This is a genomic window from Luteibacter sp. HAY1-4A (genome assembly GCF_056755355.1).
The window spans coordinates 106,720-121,285 of record NZ_JBNDHZ010000002.1; the positions used below are offsets into that span (position 1 = coordinate 106,720).

19 protein-coding genes are annotated in these 14,566 nt (G+C 63.6%); 13 read left to right on the forward strand and 6 right to left on the reverse strand.

Annotated features, from left to right (window positions below):
• The first annotated feature begins 74 nt into the window (after positions 1-74).
• From ACPYOD_RS01325 to ACPYOD_RS01340, 4 genes are read left to right on the forward strand one after another with little or no spacing between them, the layout of a single operon-like run.
• Positions 75-443 (forward strand): hypothetical protein, encoded by a 369-nt coding sequence (locus tag ACPYOD_RS01325; RefSeq protein ID WP_481299921.1) that lies wholly within the window; start codon positions 75-77, stop codon positions 441-443.
• Complete coding sequence (locus ACPYOD_RS01330) at positions 433-987, forward strand: RNA polymerase sigma factor (protein ID WP_481299922.1); 555 nt, start codon at positions 433-435, stop codon at positions 985-987. The genes ACPYOD_RS01325 and ACPYOD_RS01330 overlap by 11 nt, the downstream gene beginning before the upstream one ends.
• A complete protein-coding gene (locus ACPYOD_RS01335; RefSeq protein ID WP_481299923.1) occupies positions 984-1,295 on the forward strand; it encodes a hypothetical protein in 312 nt (103 codons plus the stop codon). Before ACPYOD_RS01330 ends, ACPYOD_RS01335 begins: the two co-directional genes overlap by 4 nt.
• Positions 1,261-2,349 carry a sensor histidine kinase gene (locus ACPYOD_RS01340; RefSeq protein ID WP_481299924.1) on the forward strand — a complete coding sequence of 363 codons (1,089 nt, stop codon included), beginning with the start codon at positions 1,261-1,263 and terminating at the stop codon, positions 2,347-2,349. The genes ACPYOD_RS01335 and ACPYOD_RS01340 overlap by 35 nt, the downstream gene beginning before the upstream one ends.
• On the opposite strand, the gene ACPYOD_RS01345 is transcribed toward ACPYOD_RS01340, so the two are convergent.
• Positions 2,247-3,059 (reverse strand): helix-turn-helix domain-containing protein, encoded by an 813-nt coding sequence (locus tag ACPYOD_RS01345; RefSeq protein WP_481299925.1) that lies wholly within the window; start codon positions 3,057-3,059, stop codon positions 2,247-2,249. The two genes, ACPYOD_RS01340 and ACPYOD_RS01345, sit on opposite strands and share 103 nt — an antisense overlap.
• A 219-nt stretch (positions 3,060-3,278) precedes the next feature.
• On the opposite strand from ACPYOD_RS01345, the gene ACPYOD_RS01350 reads away from it, so the two are divergent.
• Positions 3,279-3,911 carry a response regulator transcription factor gene (locus ACPYOD_RS01350; protein ID WP_481299926.1) on the forward strand — a complete coding sequence of 211 codons (633 nt, stop codon included), beginning with the start codon at positions 3,279-3,281 and terminating at the stop codon, positions 3,909-3,911.
• Positions 3,912-3,942: 31 nt separating this feature from the next.
• Here ACPYOD_RS01350 and ACPYOD_RS01355 read toward each other — a convergent pair whose 3' ends face one another.
• Entirely contained in the window at positions 3,943-5,010 is a 1,068-nt protein-coding gene (locus tag ACPYOD_RS01355) for a DUF1993 domain-containing protein (protein WP_481299927.1), read from the reverse strand.
• Between the two features lie 296 nt (positions 5,011-5,306).
• On the opposite strand from ACPYOD_RS01355, the gene ACPYOD_RS01360 reads away from it, so the two are divergent.
• The 8 genes from ACPYOD_RS01360 to ACPYOD_RS01395 all read left to right on the forward strand — a co-directional run bounded on the left by ACPYOD_RS01360 (position 5,307) and on the right by ACPYOD_RS01395 (position 11,770).
• Positions 5,307-5,792: an OsmC family protein gene (locus ACPYOD_RS01360; RefSeq protein ID WP_481299928.1), complete on the forward strand. Its 486-nt coding sequence runs from the start codon at positions 5,307-5,309 to the stop codon at positions 5,790-5,792.
• 212 nt (positions 5,793-6,004) lie between these two features.
• Positions 6,005-7,030 (forward strand): helix-turn-helix domain-containing protein, encoded by a 1,026-nt coding sequence (locus ACPYOD_RS01365; RefSeq protein WP_481299929.1) that lies wholly within the window; start codon positions 6,005-6,007, stop codon positions 7,028-7,030.
• 175 nt (positions 7,031-7,205) lie between these two features.
• Positions 7,206-8,123, forward strand: a complete 918-nt coding sequence (locus tag ACPYOD_RS01370) for an NADP-dependent oxidoreductase (protein WP_481299930.1) — start codon at positions 7,206-7,208, stop codon at positions 8,121-8,123.
• 157 nt (positions 8,124-8,280) lie between these two features.
• A complete protein-coding gene (locus ACPYOD_RS01375; RefSeq protein ID WP_481299931.1) occupies positions 8,281-8,898 on the forward strand; it encodes a nitroreductase family protein in 618 nt (205 codons plus the stop codon).
• 33 nt (positions 8,899-8,931) lie between these two features.
• Positions 8,932-9,477 (forward strand): carboxymuconolactone decarboxylase family protein, encoded by a 546-nt coding sequence (locus ACPYOD_RS01380; RefSeq protein WP_481299932.1) that lies wholly within the window; start codon positions 8,932-8,934, stop codon positions 9,475-9,477.
• Between the two features lie 14 nt (positions 9,478-9,491).
• Complete coding sequence (locus ACPYOD_RS01385) at positions 9,492-10,151, forward strand: FMN-dependent NADH-azoreductase (RefSeq protein WP_481299933.1); 660 nt, start codon at positions 9,492-9,494, stop codon at positions 10,149-10,151.
• A 46-nt stretch (positions 10,152-10,197) separates the two neighbouring features.
• Positions 10,198-10,776: a cytochrome P460 family protein gene (locus ACPYOD_RS01390; RefSeq protein ID WP_481299934.1), complete on the forward strand. Its 579-nt coding sequence runs from the start codon at positions 10,198-10,200 to the stop codon at positions 10,774-10,776.
• Between the two features lies 1 nt (position 10,777).
• Positions 10,778-11,770 (forward strand): magnesium and cobalt transport protein CorA, encoded by a 993-nt coding sequence (locus tag ACPYOD_RS01395; RefSeq protein WP_481299935.1) that lies wholly within the window; start codon positions 10,778-10,780, stop codon positions 11,768-11,770.
• Here ACPYOD_RS01395 and ACPYOD_RS01400 read toward each other — a convergent pair.
• From ACPYOD_RS01400 to ACPYOD_RS01415, 4 genes are all read right to left on the reverse strand, one after another.
• Complete coding sequence (locus ACPYOD_RS01400; protein WP_481299936.1) at positions 11,682-12,233, reverse strand: DUF3788 domain-containing protein; 552 nt, start codon at positions 12,231-12,233, stop codon at positions 11,682-11,684. The two genes, ACPYOD_RS01395 and ACPYOD_RS01400, sit on opposite strands and share 89 nt — an antisense overlap.
• Positions 12,234-12,286: 53 nt before the next feature.
• Entirely contained in the window at positions 12,287-12,724 is a 438-nt protein-coding gene (locus tag ACPYOD_RS01405) for a c-type cytochrome (protein ID WP_481299937.1), read from the reverse strand.
• Positions 12,725-13,288, reverse strand: coding sequence for a ferritin-like domain-containing protein (locus tag ACPYOD_RS01410; RefSeq protein WP_481299938.1), 564 nt, complete (start codon positions 13,286-13,288; stop codon positions 12,725-12,727).
• Between the two features lie 63 nt (positions 13,289-13,351).
• Positions 13,352-14,503 (reverse strand): MFS transporter, encoded by a 1,152-nt coding sequence (locus ACPYOD_RS01415; RefSeq protein WP_481299939.1) that lies wholly within the window; start codon positions 14,501-14,503, stop codon positions 13,352-13,354.
• Positions 14,504-14,566 lie beyond the last annotated feature (63 nt).

Consider the following 14,566-nt stretch of genomic DNA (forward strand, 5'->3'; position numbering starts at 1 on the left):
GATTGGATGTGCACGGACGCTCATCCAATCGCCGGTCGACATCCGTTATGCCAGGACCCATGCAGGAGATTCCCATGCTCGACGCCCATTTCCTCGGCAGCGTGATTACCGCCCTCGCCATCCTCATCGTGGTGCACCAGCTGGTGCGGCTGGCCATGGTGGCCATGCTGCACCGGACCCTTCGCCACGCCTTGCAGGCCGGCGCGCCCCTTACCGTGGAACAATTGGACCGCGCGCTGGGCCGGGTGCCCGCCGCGGAACGCGCCGCCGTGGATCGCCGCAACGGTTGGGTGCTGGTGGCGATCGCCGTGGCATGTGGCGGGTGCGTGGCGCTACAAGGCACGCCCGACGCGACGCGCCTGGGCGTCGGCGCGGCGCTCTTTCCGCTCCTCACCGGCCTGGCGCTCATCGCGCTGTCCATGCGGGCGAACCGTGGCCGGTGAGGCCGAATCGGCGGACGACGCGCTGAATCGACGCGTCATCGCCGGGGACCGCTCGGCGTTCGACGTGCTGGTGGCGCGGCACGAGGCGCGCCTGCGCGGCTTCCTGCGCAAGCTGTGCGGGAACGCGGCCACGGCCGACGACCTGGCCCAGGAAACGTTCGTGCGCGCCTGGCAACGATGCCGGCAGTTCGACGGAAGCGGTAGCGACAGCAGCTATGCCGCATGGCTCGTACGTATCGGCTGGCGCCTCTTCCTGGACCTGGAGCGCCACGAGCAGCATGTGCGGCGCAAGCATGCGCAGTCCGCCGAGCCCTTCGAGATCGTCGACCCCAACCCGGGTACGCGCATCGACGTGCTCGCCGCACTGGCCACGCTTACATCGCGCGACCGCGCCTGCATCCTGCTGTGCGACGTGGAAGGCTGGTCGCACAGCGAAGCGGCCAGGCTGCTCGACCTGCCGCTGGGCACGCTGAAAAGCATCATCCCCCGTGCGCGCGACACGCTGCGCCGGCACCTCACCCTCGCACCGGAGACTCCGCGATGACATCCGACGACCAGGAACTGGGCAGGCTGCTTGCCGGCATGGATGCCGAACCCGACCCGCGTTTCGTCGAGCGCACGCACCGCATCATCGCCGTCGAAGCGCTCGCGCGGCTGGAGAAGACGAATGCGTGGCGCGCATGCGCGCGGGACCTCGCCGTCGCCGCCACCCTCGTCGGCGGCATGGTGATTGTGTCGCTCGTGTTGCTCCACCACACGAGTGACACCATGCTCGTGGTGCCGCTCGCACTCGCCGTCGCTTTCTGGGCGATGCTCCATGACTGGTCGATGCCTGCGTTCAGGGGGCGATAAAGCTATCGGCCGTCGAGCGCCGATCCGCTTCCGGTTCCAGATCGCGGACGTTTTGCACAACCTGCCGGACGATCGGCCGGCAGGAAGATGCGAGCATCATGCGCATGGACACGTCACCCCCCGCAACGAGATGCTTTCACTAAGCAGCTTGTGGTCGTATTCGGGCCACGTCATTCCGATGACGATCGCCTCCTGGATCGTTATCAGGGAACACATCGGAAAGCGCGACGCGCGGGCCAAGGCGTGGTCGGAAGCCCGCCAGACGGAACGGGAGCGCATCGCGCGCGACCTCCACGACACCCTGCTTCAGGCATTCCAATCGGTGCTCCTCCGGCTCGATTGCTGGGGAAACGACCCGGAATTTCCGGAAGCGAAGCGGACCCAGATAAGAGACGTCGTCCGCCAGACGCGCGCCATCGTTATCGAGGGCCGCGAAAAGATCTTGCAGTTGCGCAACAGCAGCAAGGAACGCCGGTACATCGCAGGCCTGATTCAGGGAGACGGCGGTCTCGAGGCAGCCCTCGCGCAGGTCAGGTTCTGCTTTGAGGTACGAGGACGAGAGCAGCCGCTTCCCACCGACATTGCCACGGATGTCCTGGACATCGTGCGCGAGGCGATTCGGAACGCGGTGACGCATTCGGGGTGCGAGGCTGTATCCGTCAGCATGATTTTTCGAAACCGTTCGCTTGCGATCCGCATCGAAGACGATGGCCGCGGCATCGACGCCCGGATGACCAGCGAGCGACAGCGCCACGGCCACTTCGGCATCCTCGGCATGTACGAGCGCGCGTCCGCGCACGACGCGAAGCTTACGATCTTCCGGAAGAAGCGCGGCACGGGCGTCGTGTTACGCCTTCCCCTCCCGATGGGATCGGGGCCAGGCTTCCGAACCCCGGAGCCACGCGCCGGCGAGCGATGCCAGAAGGCCCCCGCGAATCCGCCGGCAACGACTCAGGCCGACTCCGGAACCTTGTTCGATCGGCCGACGTCCTGGCCGCGCCGCCATTCGCCGGGAGTGCACGCGGAGAACCGTGTGAAGACGCGATTGAAGTGACTCTGATCGCAGAACCCTACGGCGAGTGCGATCTCGCTCAGGCGCAATGGCGTGGCCTGCATGAGCTTCTTTGCCCGCTCCACGCGCGTGGCCATCGCCCAGTCGTGCGGAGAAGCGCCTACGGACTCCTTGAATGCCCGGCAGAACAACCGATAAGGCAAGCCGCATATCGCGGCCGCCTTGCGCATCGACACGGGAAGATCCAGGTTATCGAGAATGTACTCCGTGACTTTCTTCAACTGTTCGTCTGCCAGGGCGAATTTCGACAGGCGTGGTTCGGATGTCTTGACCGCATGCGCGCATGCAAGACGGGAACAGGCCGCGAACAACAGTTGTTGCGCGAACATATCGAACTCGCCTCGGAGAGGGGCGCCGGCGGTATGCCTGAGACAGGCCATGATGGCGCCCAGCAATTCGTCCTCGAGCAGAATGTTGTCCGTGAGCGAATATTCCTCGACTCCCTTCTTCCCCTCGAAGATTGCCCGTCGCGGCAGGTAGGCGACGACCAAGGTCAATGTACCGGACCACGAGAGGTGAAAGGGCTTCGCCAGGTCGACGATTATCGTGCGTCCGTCGGAAATGACGCCGTCAAAACCTGGGTAGGCGCCGCTGGAAATGCGCATCCGGCAAGGCGCACCCACGTTGGTGATGACCAGATACGCGTCATCGCTTGCGGACGGGCGGCCCAGCCCGTTGGCGAACGGCGCCAAGGCGAGTTCCGCTACGGTAAGGGGCTGGCCCGAGCGCGAAAAGGCGACACAAGACGATACCTGTGGAACACCGAAGATGTGTCCGATGCGGCAACTCTGAGCAATCTTCGCCATTACGACCTTTTTTACGGCAACCCCGCCGGTAATAGCCTCGGACCTGTTGCGCGTCCGGGCAAGACTCGAAGTAGTCGACGCCACCATGCGTCATCGCAGAGAAGAATGGACCACGAAGTCATCATCCGAATACTCATTGCCGACGATCACCCCATGATGAGAGAAGGCCTCCGTTCGGCGCTCGAGATCGAACGGGACATGAAGATCGTGGGCGAGGTCGCCGACGGTGGCGAGGCGGTCGACGCTTACGCGAGGCTGCATCCCGACATCGTCCTCATGGATCTGCAGATGCCCCGGTACGACGGCACGTATGCGATCGAGGCAATTCGAGGCACCTCCCCGGATGCCTCGATCGTCGTGCTGACAACCTATCTGGGCGACGCACGCGTATTGCGTGCCATGTCATTGGGCGCAACGTCCTATCTGCTCAAGACCGCGTCGCGAGACGAGATCGTCGCGACGGTGCGCTCCGCCTACCACGGCCGCCGCCACATCTCGGCCAATGCGCAGGCAAGCATCGACGCCTGTCGCGGCTCAGAACTATTGAGTTCGCGCGAACTCAGCGTGCTTCGTCTCGTCGCCAAAGGACTGGGCAACCGGGAGATCTCCGACGAGCTCGAGCTTGCCCACGAGACCGTCAAGACACGGATGAAGTCGATCTTGTCAAAGCTGCACGCCAACGACCGCACGCATGCGGTCACCATAGCGATTCTTCGGGGCATCCTGGATATCTCCTGAGCGGGCAAGGCCGCTGCTTGCACCCTGGAGATCATGGATACCCTGAAGGCAGACGAGGCCCGCAGGAGGCGCCGGAACCCGTGAGCCGGGAGCGTATGGCGTCAGCCACTTCCAGCTCTTCGGCATACACCTCGATTCTTGCTTCCTCGATCAGGCGGACGGTGGCTCGTCGATCGGGAAGATAGAGGGAGGCCGTCCAGCGGCGCTCCATGACCAGCGACAGGATCAATTGCAGGTCATCGCCGCGGTCGGTGGGGAATACCCACCCGGGCACCGTCGAGAGCGGGCGGGAATCGCCTTGGGCCAGCCGGTACTCTGCGGTGGGATCCTTTTCATAGTCGTCGTCCCACGTCCAGCTGGCGAGGAGAACCATCGCGGGGGCTTGCAATAGGGCTTCGGGGCCGAGGATGTTCGAGATCAAGACGCTCGGGAGAACAGATGCCACGTCGGCCGCGAAGCTGACGCCGGAGTCGAGGGCACCGAGTTGCGGATCGCCGGGCAGGTCATACGCCGCGAGCCACGCCGCACTCTGTTCGGAACTGAGAAACCTGAGATGCCCCTCGAGCACGCCCGATCCGTTGACGGCATAGCCCTTGATCTGGCCCAGGTAGTCCGCCTTTCCTATGCCGATGCCCTTGTTTCGGAGGATCGCGTGGGCCACCGCTATATGGAAATAGAAGTTGGGGAGTACGTAGCCATCGACGTATCCCTGGTCGCTCATGGCGTAGTACGCGCCCCTGAACCGCTGGTCGTACAACATGTGTTCCGATCCTTCCATTTCCGATGGATCGACCGAACGGATGAAGGCGATACACCTTGCCACCCTGGTCCTCAGTGCTTCCACGGAACTCTCCGCATCGCGAAGTGGCAGCGGCGGTATGCCCGCCAGTCGCGCGACCGCGCCCTTGGCGGTGTCGGTCGCCCGTTGCACCTGCGCCTTGAACGGCAACATGTCATCCGCGAGGCGCGCGTCGAGGTACTCGTGCGCATCGATACCGGCAGATGCTGCCGCCTCCTCGATCCTGTCGAGGTATATCCGCAGCACATTCAGCCCGCGGGTCAGCGAGGGCAGAAGCCTGGTGGCGAGCGATTCTGTCATGGGATACCGCCGTGATGGACCATGCATCCATCCTGCAACGGGGAGCACAGCCGATCGTCCGGAACAGCGATCCGTTCGTCCGTGAAGACTCGCCCGATTATTTCCGCCCTCATGCACAAATCGATGGAGGCGTCTTGGGTCGGTTTGCGGATCATTGGACGCCATCGGCGGACCAGGACGTCCAAATGCACCGATAAAGTGAGTCCATGAACAAAACTCGCGACGTTTCAAGAAACGTATGCAGGACGCAACAGCACGGCGCTGCCGCCTGCACCGCAAAGAACGAGGCTGGCGCCATGACGGAATTCGGCCCCGAGTCGGTGTACATGAGCGAGGGTAAGTACGGCCCGTACCAGGTCGTCGTGCGTTCGGCGTCCTCCACCCTTCTCGTCGACGAGCCCTTCGGCAGCGGCGGATTGGGATCGGGTCCCACGCCCTTCGACCTGCTCAGCGCGTCGTTGGGCTCGTGCGCACTGATGACCATGCGCCGCTACGCCACGGACCGTGAATGGCCCCTGGAACAACTGGTCGTACGCGTCAGCCATGATCGTCCGGCCCTCGCCTCCCGGGACCGTTTCCTCATGGAGATTCAGCTCGACGGCCCCCTCACCGTTCCGCAGCTCGATGCCCTGGTCGACGTGGCTACCCGATGCCCTATTCATGTGACCGTCGCCCGCGGCTCGGATATCGAAACCCGGTTGCTGCAGCCGGGGGACATGACGGACATGGCCGTCGGGAGGACTGCCCATGTCCGCGCCATGCGGGAAGCTTGTAAAAACTGACAGCGGAGCCGTCCAAGCCTGAAGTCCGTCCGAAGCGCCCATTAGTCCGCCACCAGGACCGGGCTCTAGAATTCGTGGACACACGGCCACGAGTGGCCGATGATGACAGTGCCAATGCCGATTATCTGACTGTGCGGCTTTCTCGGCAGGCACGGGCAGATATCGGCTGACTGCACTCCACCGATTCGCGATCTTTTTGGGGTGACGCAGTGGTGACAGGACCCGCCGTACGCATTTCGCCGCAAGACCTCAATCGTCTCCTGGGGAGCCTTGAGGTGAGTTTTGTCGCGCTGACCGAATGCCTGGTAAGCCCGGGCTATTGTCTGGACATGGGCGGCATCCAGGCACCGGGGATCCACTACAACATCCAGGGTAGCGGCCGCCTGGTCATCAAGGGTTGCGCACCCGTCGAGCTCAAGCCGCACACGCTGGTCATCGTGCCGCCGAACGCCCCCTTCCGCATCGAGGCGGAAGGTTTCCATCGAGGCCTGCAGAACCTGCGCACGGTGGACGGCATGCTCGTCGCCATATCGAAGGACTCGATCAACTATATCGTCGCCGGCGAGGGCGATCCCGAAGTCATACTCATCTGCGGATTCTTCGACGCCTGCTACGGTTCGGCGGTGGATCTTTTCGGAACCTTGACGACACCGATCGTCGAGCAGTTCTCGGAAGCGGAACGGCTGGACACGACGCTGAAGAGCGCCATCGCCGAACTGGTCAATCAGGAAGTGGGCTCGGGCGCCATGAGTTCCGCGCTGCTCAAGCTCGTCATGGTCCACATCCTTCGCCGATCCCTGCACTCGAACAACACATGGGTGGAGCGGTTTTCGCTGCTGCGCGACCCGCAGATCGCGCGAGCCTTCGCGGAGATGGCGAGCAACCCGGGCGGACCGCATACGGTCAACTCGCTTGCGCGAAGCGCGCACCTTGGCCGATCCGCGTTCATGGCGCGATTCACCGACGTCATTGGCCAGCCTCCCATGAATGTATTGCGCGACCTGCGAATGCGTCTGGCCGCCGAGCAACTCCAGACGGGCCAGTTGCCCATCGAGCAGGTGGTCCGCAACACGGGTTACGAGAGCCGCAGCAGTTTCGCGCGCGCTTTCCGCAAGGCATTTGGCATGGACCCCTCGGAATATCGCGCGAACTCCGACAAACCGAAGGACCGGCTGATAGATCTTTCATCCCATCGGAGCATGGCGCGGCGCGGATCCACGAACGGCTCCGACGTCTGAGCTTCAGGGTGCAGGGCGCGCGGCCGTCGTCGGTTGCGGAACGCCGGACTCGAAAGCCGGATCTTCTGCACGGATAGCGGGAGGAAACTTCTTCCGAGCCAGGCTGCTGCGGACACAGCTGCACGCCTGCATCGATCCGATCGTCGAAGAAACCTCTGACCGGGAGAAGATGTTCATGAAAGCTATCGTGGTGACCGACCAGGCGGCGGGAACGGCCGGGATGAAGCTGGCAGAGCGGCCGGAGCCGATGGCGGCGATAAACGATGTCGTCGTCAAGGTTCACGCGGCGGGATACGTCAACACGGAGCTCGAATGGCCCTCGACCTGGACCGATCGCAGCGATCGCAACCGAACGCCGTCGATTCCGGGGCATGAGCTTGCCGGTGTAGTGACGGCCATCGGTTACGGCACCACGGGATTTTCTGTCGGTCAGCGGGTACTTGGTCTCGCCGACTGGTATCGCGACGGCAGTCTCGCGGAATACGTGGCCATCGAGGCGCGCAACCTCGCGCCGCTACCCGACGACGTCGATTTCACGGTCGGTGCCAGCCTTCCGATCTCGGGCCTTACCGCATGGCAAGGACTGTTCGTGCACGGCCGCCTGCAACCCGGACAAAAAGTGATCGCCCACGGCGCGGCGGGTGCCGTCGGTTCGATCGTGGTGCAACTTGCACGCGAGTTCGGCGCCCATGTGATCGGCACGGGCCGCGCGGCCGACCGGCAGGCGACCCTTGCCTTCGGCGCGCATGAATTCGTGGATCTCGAGCATGACGCCATCGAAGACATCGGCCAGGTCGACCTGGTCATCGACGTCATCGGCGGCGACACAGGCACGCGCTCCGCACGGCTCGTCCGGCCGGGAGGCGTGGTCGTGTCGGCTATCGGGCCGTATGAGGCCACGCCGGACGGCATCCGGGTGATCGACTTCGTGGTCGAGGCCGATCGTACCCAGCTGACCGAAATCGTCGAGCGAGTACGCGACGGACGCCTGCGCACGAACATCGGCAAGGTATCCACCCTCGACGAGGCCATTGGCGCGATCAACGCCAAGGAACGCCGCAAGGGCAAGTCCGTCATTCGCATTTGTTCGTAACGCTTTCCAACCAACGCCCATTCGACGGCTGACCGATAAACCGGTCTGTGCCGATCTGCGGTGACGACCACCGCAGGGTACCCGCGCGCCTGTCAGTCGGAACCGAACGGGATTTCCTCCCCGATGCAATTCGCATCTTCCACCCACCCGAGCCGTTATGACCAATCCTGTCATCGAAGCCATCCTTAGCCGTAGCGCCGCCAAGTACTACGACCCCAACGCGACCCTGAGCGACGAGCAGATCCGTGAACTGGTGCGCATCGGCACCACTGCGCCCACGTCGTTCCACCTGCAGAACTGGCGCTTTATCGCTGTCCGCTCTTCCGAAGCCAAGGCGCGACTGAGCCCTATCGCCTGGAGCCAGCCTGCGATCACCGATGCCGCGGTCACCTTCATCGTTTGCGGCCAGCTTGCCGATTCCAGCGTGATCCCGGAGCGCCTAGCACCGCTGGTGGCGTCGGGTGTGATGCCGCCCACCATGGTGGCGGAGTGGGAGATCCCGGCCCGCGACCTCTACATGGCCTATCCACAACGCCAGCGCGACGAGGCCGTGCGCACCGCTACCTTCGGCGCCGCCGCGATGATCTATGCGGCTCGCTCCCTCGGCCTGGGTTCGACGCCGATGATCGGCTTCGACGACGTGGCCGTGCATCGCGAATTTGGGCTGACGAAAGACGAGGTGCCCGTGATGCTGCTGTCCGTCGGTGCGGAGCGGCCGGGAAACTGGGCACAGAAGCCGCGCCGTCCTGTCGAGGAAGTGCTCGACCTGGTGTGATGTCCGATTGAATTGATAAGCGAAGGAACCACGATGCCAAGAACCCATACGCTCAAGCCGGACCAGGTACCGGCCGATTCGAAACCGACCCTCGACGCGTTCACCAGGAACATCGGTTTCACGCCCAACATGATGGCCGCCTTTGCGCAAAGCCCGATCGCGTTCAATGCGTGGGCCAACCTGCTTGGATCCCTGGGCAAGGCCCTCGACGTAAAGACCCGCGACAGCATCGGCCTGGCCGTGTCGGAAGTGAACGGTTGCGACTACTGCCTTACCGTCCACAGCTTTACTGCCGAGCACATGGCGAAGCTTTCGCAGGAAGACATCGTCCTTGCCCGGAAAGGCCATGCATCCGATACGAAACGCGATGCAGCGGTTCAATTCGCCCGCAAGGTCATCGAGACACGCGGCAAGGTGGACGATTCGGACCTGAAGGCGGTCCGCGACGCCGGTTACACCGACGCCAACATCATGGAAATCGTCGCCCTGGTGGCCATGTACTCGCTGACGAACTTCTTCAACAACGTGTTCGACCACGACAAGGATTTTCCTGCCGTCGCGCCGGCCGGAACGATCTGAACCGGACGACGCACATGAGAATCCTCCATATCGATTGCAGCCCGCGGGTGGAGTCACACAGTCGCCAGTTGTCGGCGGCGGTGGTCCAGAGGCTGCTGGAGATGTCGCCCGAGGCGCGGATCGAGAGACGGGACCTGGCCGTCGGCCCGGTCCCGCACCCTTCCGCCGATTACGCGACGGCCTTGTCATCGCCGGCGACGCTGGCCGACCCTCCGCCCGGATCGCTCGACTATTCCGAGTCCCTCATTCGAGAGGTCGAGGCGGCCGACGTCATCGTCATCGGCACACCGATGAACAACCTGACGGTTCCATCCGTGCTCAAGGCCTGGATCGATAACATCCTCCGTGCCGGCCGCACCTTCAGGTCCACTCCGGCGGGAAAAGTGGGCCTGCTGAAGGACCGCCCCGTGTTCATCGCCGTCGCATCCGGTGGCCACTTTACCGGCGGGCGGGCGAACCAACCCGATTTCCTGACACCGTACCTGTCGGCGGTACTCGGAAGCACGGGGATGACGACGCTCATCTTCCTCGCCGTGCAGGCCACGGCGTTTCTCGATCGCGAGGAAGCCGCCGTCGCACGCGAGCGCGCGCTCGCGGCCGTCGATTTTTCGGTCGTGGAGAACGAAGAGACTCGAATGAGTGTATGCCGGCCCGAGTCGTTGCGGGTTCACTAGACGCGATACCGGCCCGATTCCCCACCTTCATGTCGGAAGGCTTCATATGAATTTCAAACTATCCGTTGTCGCGGCTTCACTGGCGTTGTCCGTGGCCATGCATGCCTTACCCGCCGTCGCCAAGGGAAAGGGCAGCCAAGCGCCCGCACCCGTCTCGCTCGTCGACGCATCGGGCGCGTTTCACGTTCCTGACGGGTACCGGACGTCATACGACTACCTCGGCACCTGGTCGATCGCAGCCCCGAAGGGCAAGGACGGCGCGGCGGAAATGCACGTGGTCTATGCATCGCCAAAAGCGGTGGACGGCTATCGAAAGAACGGCAAGTTCTCCGATGGCGATGTGCTCATTAAGGAAGTCTACGAGACCGGTACCAAAGCCATGACGACGGGAACCGTCAGCCACGTGGAAAAGCTGAAGGGCTGGTTCGTGATGATCAAGGACGACAAGAATGCCCATCCAGGCAACAAGCTTTGGGGAGACGGCTGGGCGTGGTCCTGGTTCGATGCCAGTAACTCCACAAAGACCACATCGACCGACTACCACACCGACTGCCAAGGCTGTCACGTTCCGGCCAAGGACACCGATTGGATCTACGTCGAAGGATATCCGGCGCTGAAGAAGTAGCATGAGCGTGGTCTGCGCCGTTCTCGGAAAGGGCGGCTCTTCGCACTGGGCGCCCTGGAACGAGTTGGCCCCCGCTCCGCAAGAAGGTGCCTTCCTCTGGATCGATGTGATCGACCCCGAGGGCACGGAGATCGGCGCGCTCCAGCGCGTGTTCGGATTACACGAGCTTGCCGTGGAGGATTCCATGGGGACTGCGCAGACGGCGAAGGTGGACCTGTACGCGGATCACGTGTTCGTCGTCGCGAAGACGGCGGACCTCGGACCCACGGCCATTCAATACACCGATATCGGCATCTTCCTCACAAACCGGCACGTAATCACCGTGTGTCGTACCGAATCGTCGTTCGGGCGCCGGCTCCGGGACACCGTCCATCGCATCGCGCCACGTGACGCCGACGGGCCGGAGTACGTGGTTCACCAGGTTCTCGACCTCATCGTCGACGACTATTTCCCGGTCGTGCAGATGATCACCGACGAAGTTCTTCTCATCGAGAAGCACGTCCTTACCCATTCGCTACGGACGAGTGAGGTCGAGCGAATCTTCGAACTTCGCCGGGAAGCGATACATTTCCAGCACGTCATCACCCGAATGATGGAAGTGTGCAACAAGCTGGCCACGCTTGACGTGCCATGCGTGTCGGCTGGGGCGAAGCCGTATTTCCGGAATGTGCTCGGCGCCCTTATCCGCATGGAGAACATGAGCATGGGCCTGATCGACGTCGTTCGCACCGCGCTCGAGGCGAGCAGTCTCCTGGAGCAGCAACGCCAGTCGGCCATAACACGACAGCTGGCCGCATGGGCGGCCATCCTGGGTGTACCGACCGCCATCGCCGGCATCTATGGCATGAACTTCATCAACATGCCGGAGACCAGGACGAGCTGGGGATATTTCGCCGTCCTGGGCATCATGTTTTCGATCTGCGGATGCCTCTACTGGCGTTTTCGCAGGCTGGGCTGGCTGCGGTCGCCGAAACGGGCGGGCGCTTCATGCTGACGAGCGCTTCCACGTCGTGCCTGTCGGCCGCGGAAGAGATGGGTACTGTGAGCCACTTTCCGTCCGGGTACTCGCGGGCTTCGTCGTAGATCCTGGTCAGTTCGGCGCGCCAGGCATATCGGCGCTCCTCGAACCGCTCTCGCTCCGCGCGCCCGAGGACTACCTGCACGGAAAATTGCCTGTATCCCGGGATCAACGTGCAGAACGCACGAGTCTTCTTGTAGCGCAAGCTCCAGCCGCGCTTCTTGCCGCCGTAAAGCCACTCGGGCACGAAGACGCCCGGGTAGGATGCATCGATCCAGTCGCGAAGCCTGGTCCAGTGCTTGAACGCCGCAGGCCCGATCCAATGCTCGACGGTGTCTTCGTCAGGGGGCCCGGCGCTGGCGCCGATTCTGTCTCCGACGTTCGGTAGCGGGACCGCCACGGCTTTACGCGGCGTGGCATTGCGGACTCGAGAGTTCATGTGTTTCCTCCTTGCGCCGGAGCGGTCGTTTACCTGCTTCGCCAGGCCAGGCGCTAGGGACTGCGCGTGCCGGCGGACTCCGGCGCCGAGATCGATTCCAGGAAGGCGATGATCAACTGCCTCTGGCGCGCGTCATCGAGCTCGATATACATCTTGCTGCCGGGCGCCATTTTCTGGGTGCCGCTCAGCCATTGGTCCAGACGTTGCGGCGTCCAGTTGCCACCGAGCATCCTCAATGCCGTCGAGTAATCGTAGCCCGGCACGCTGGCGACCGGCCGTCCAACGATGTTCCGGTGACGCGGTCCGATGCGGTCCTCGTCCACGGAATGGCAACCGCCGCAAGTATTCTGGTATTGCGTTTTACCCATGGTCACATCGTCCTCGGATGCCATAACCCGATCCATGCCGGCCACCAGAACAAGGCATGCCCCGGCGTCACGAATGAACCGACGCAGGGCCACCGTTGCAGGCTCGCTCGTCTGAGGTTTCATTCAACCGAACACGTAAGCCGAGGCGGGAATAGCGATGCCCGCTGCGTTGTTGAGCGTGGTCCAATGGATCGCTTCGTCGGCGGAAATCGATGCGAACAGCTTGGCGAGCTTGGGGTCTTTCAACGAAGTGACCTGGCCGATATAGGCGCTGGCGGCACCGCGTTCCAGGGACGTAGCGAGGGCGACGACATCACCTTCAGACTTCAGCTGCCCCAGCTTGAGTTCGGCGACGTAGCGATCGTCCGACTGAGGTTCGACCGGACTGCCGCCCGCCTGCATGATGAGCTTCGCCAGGGAGTCGCGATGTATCTGGTGGTGACCCATGAAGATGGTGGCGACCTTCAGCGTGCCCGCGGAAAGCAGGCCACTCTTGCCAGCAAGCCGGTAGGCGGCAATTCCCTCGTGCTCCAGCGCAAGCGCCGTCTGCATGACGCCGATGTCGCTCTGGGAAGCACCCGAAGCCGCCATTGCCGTTCGGCTGAGTACAGCTCCCAGTCCCACGCTGGCTGTCACGGCGCCTGCGCGCACGAGAAAAGCGCGGCGGTCGATGGTCGGGTTATTCATGGACTCTCCGAAAGGCGGGGCTAGGGGCGAAACCGTAAGCTGCCGCGCCCGTAGCGGATACCCTCAATCGAGTCGCTGGCGCCCACCTAGCAAGGCATTCTTTCGGCGCCGCGCGAGGCTGAGCAGCAACGCTCCGATCGGCAATACGCCGCCGAGCACGCACACCGCCGTCCAGCCGCCATGGTGCCAGGCGGTCGCGGCCAGGAACGAGCCCAGTGCGCCGCCCAGGAACATCGTGGTCATGAACAACGTATTCAAACGGCTCTTGTACTCGGGATGCAGGCCGTAGATCAGGTGCTGGTTCGACACCAGCGCGATCTGCACGCCGAAGTCCAGCACGATCACGCCCACGACGAGTCCGGCGAGGCTCGGCCACAACCCGAACACAAGCCACGCCACGATGGTGGCGGCAGCACCCAGCGCGATCACCGGAGCGGGACCACGCCGGTCCGCCACACGTCCCGCCACGGGCGCCATCGCCACACCGACCGCGCCGACGATGCCGAACAGGCCCGCCGATGCGGCACCGAGGTTCAACGGCGGCTCGGCGAGACGAAGCGCCAGCGTCGTCCAGAACGCGGAGAAGGAAGCAAAGAGTAGCGCCTGCGTCGCGGCCGCACGGCGCAGCGCCGGTTCATCGCGCCAGAGGTGGATGAGCGAACCCAGCAGGTCGCGATAGCGCAGCTTCTTCGCGGGATGATGCGCGGGCAGACTCCGCGCCATAAGCACGGCACCCACCACCGCAAGAGGCACGGCCAACCAGAACATGGCCCTCCAGCCGGCGACACTCGACACGATGCCGGCGAGCGTGCGGCTCAGCAAGATGCCCGTGAGCAAGCCGCTCATGACAGTGCCGATGGCCGCACCACGCTTCTCCGGTGCGGAAAGGATCGCGGCGAACGGCACGATCTGCTGCGCCACCGTCGCGGCCGCGCCGACGAGGATGGATGCGACGGCGAGCACGACAAGACCGGGCGCGAGCGCCATCACGACCAGCGCCAGCGCCAGCACGCCGAACTGCACGACGATGAGCCGCCGCCGCTCCAACATGTCGCCGAGCGGCAACAAGAGCAGCAGCCCCGCCGCATAACCCAATTGGGTGAGCATAGGAATCCAGCCGCTGACGCGCACGTCGTGCAGCGACGAGGACATGACCCCGAGCATGGGCTGGTTGTAGTAGATGGAAGCGACCGCGAGGCCGGCCGCCAGGGCCATGGCGAAAAGCGTGCCGCGACCTGGGGTGGAGGTCGGGCGGGGGGCTGTCTCTTATACACATCT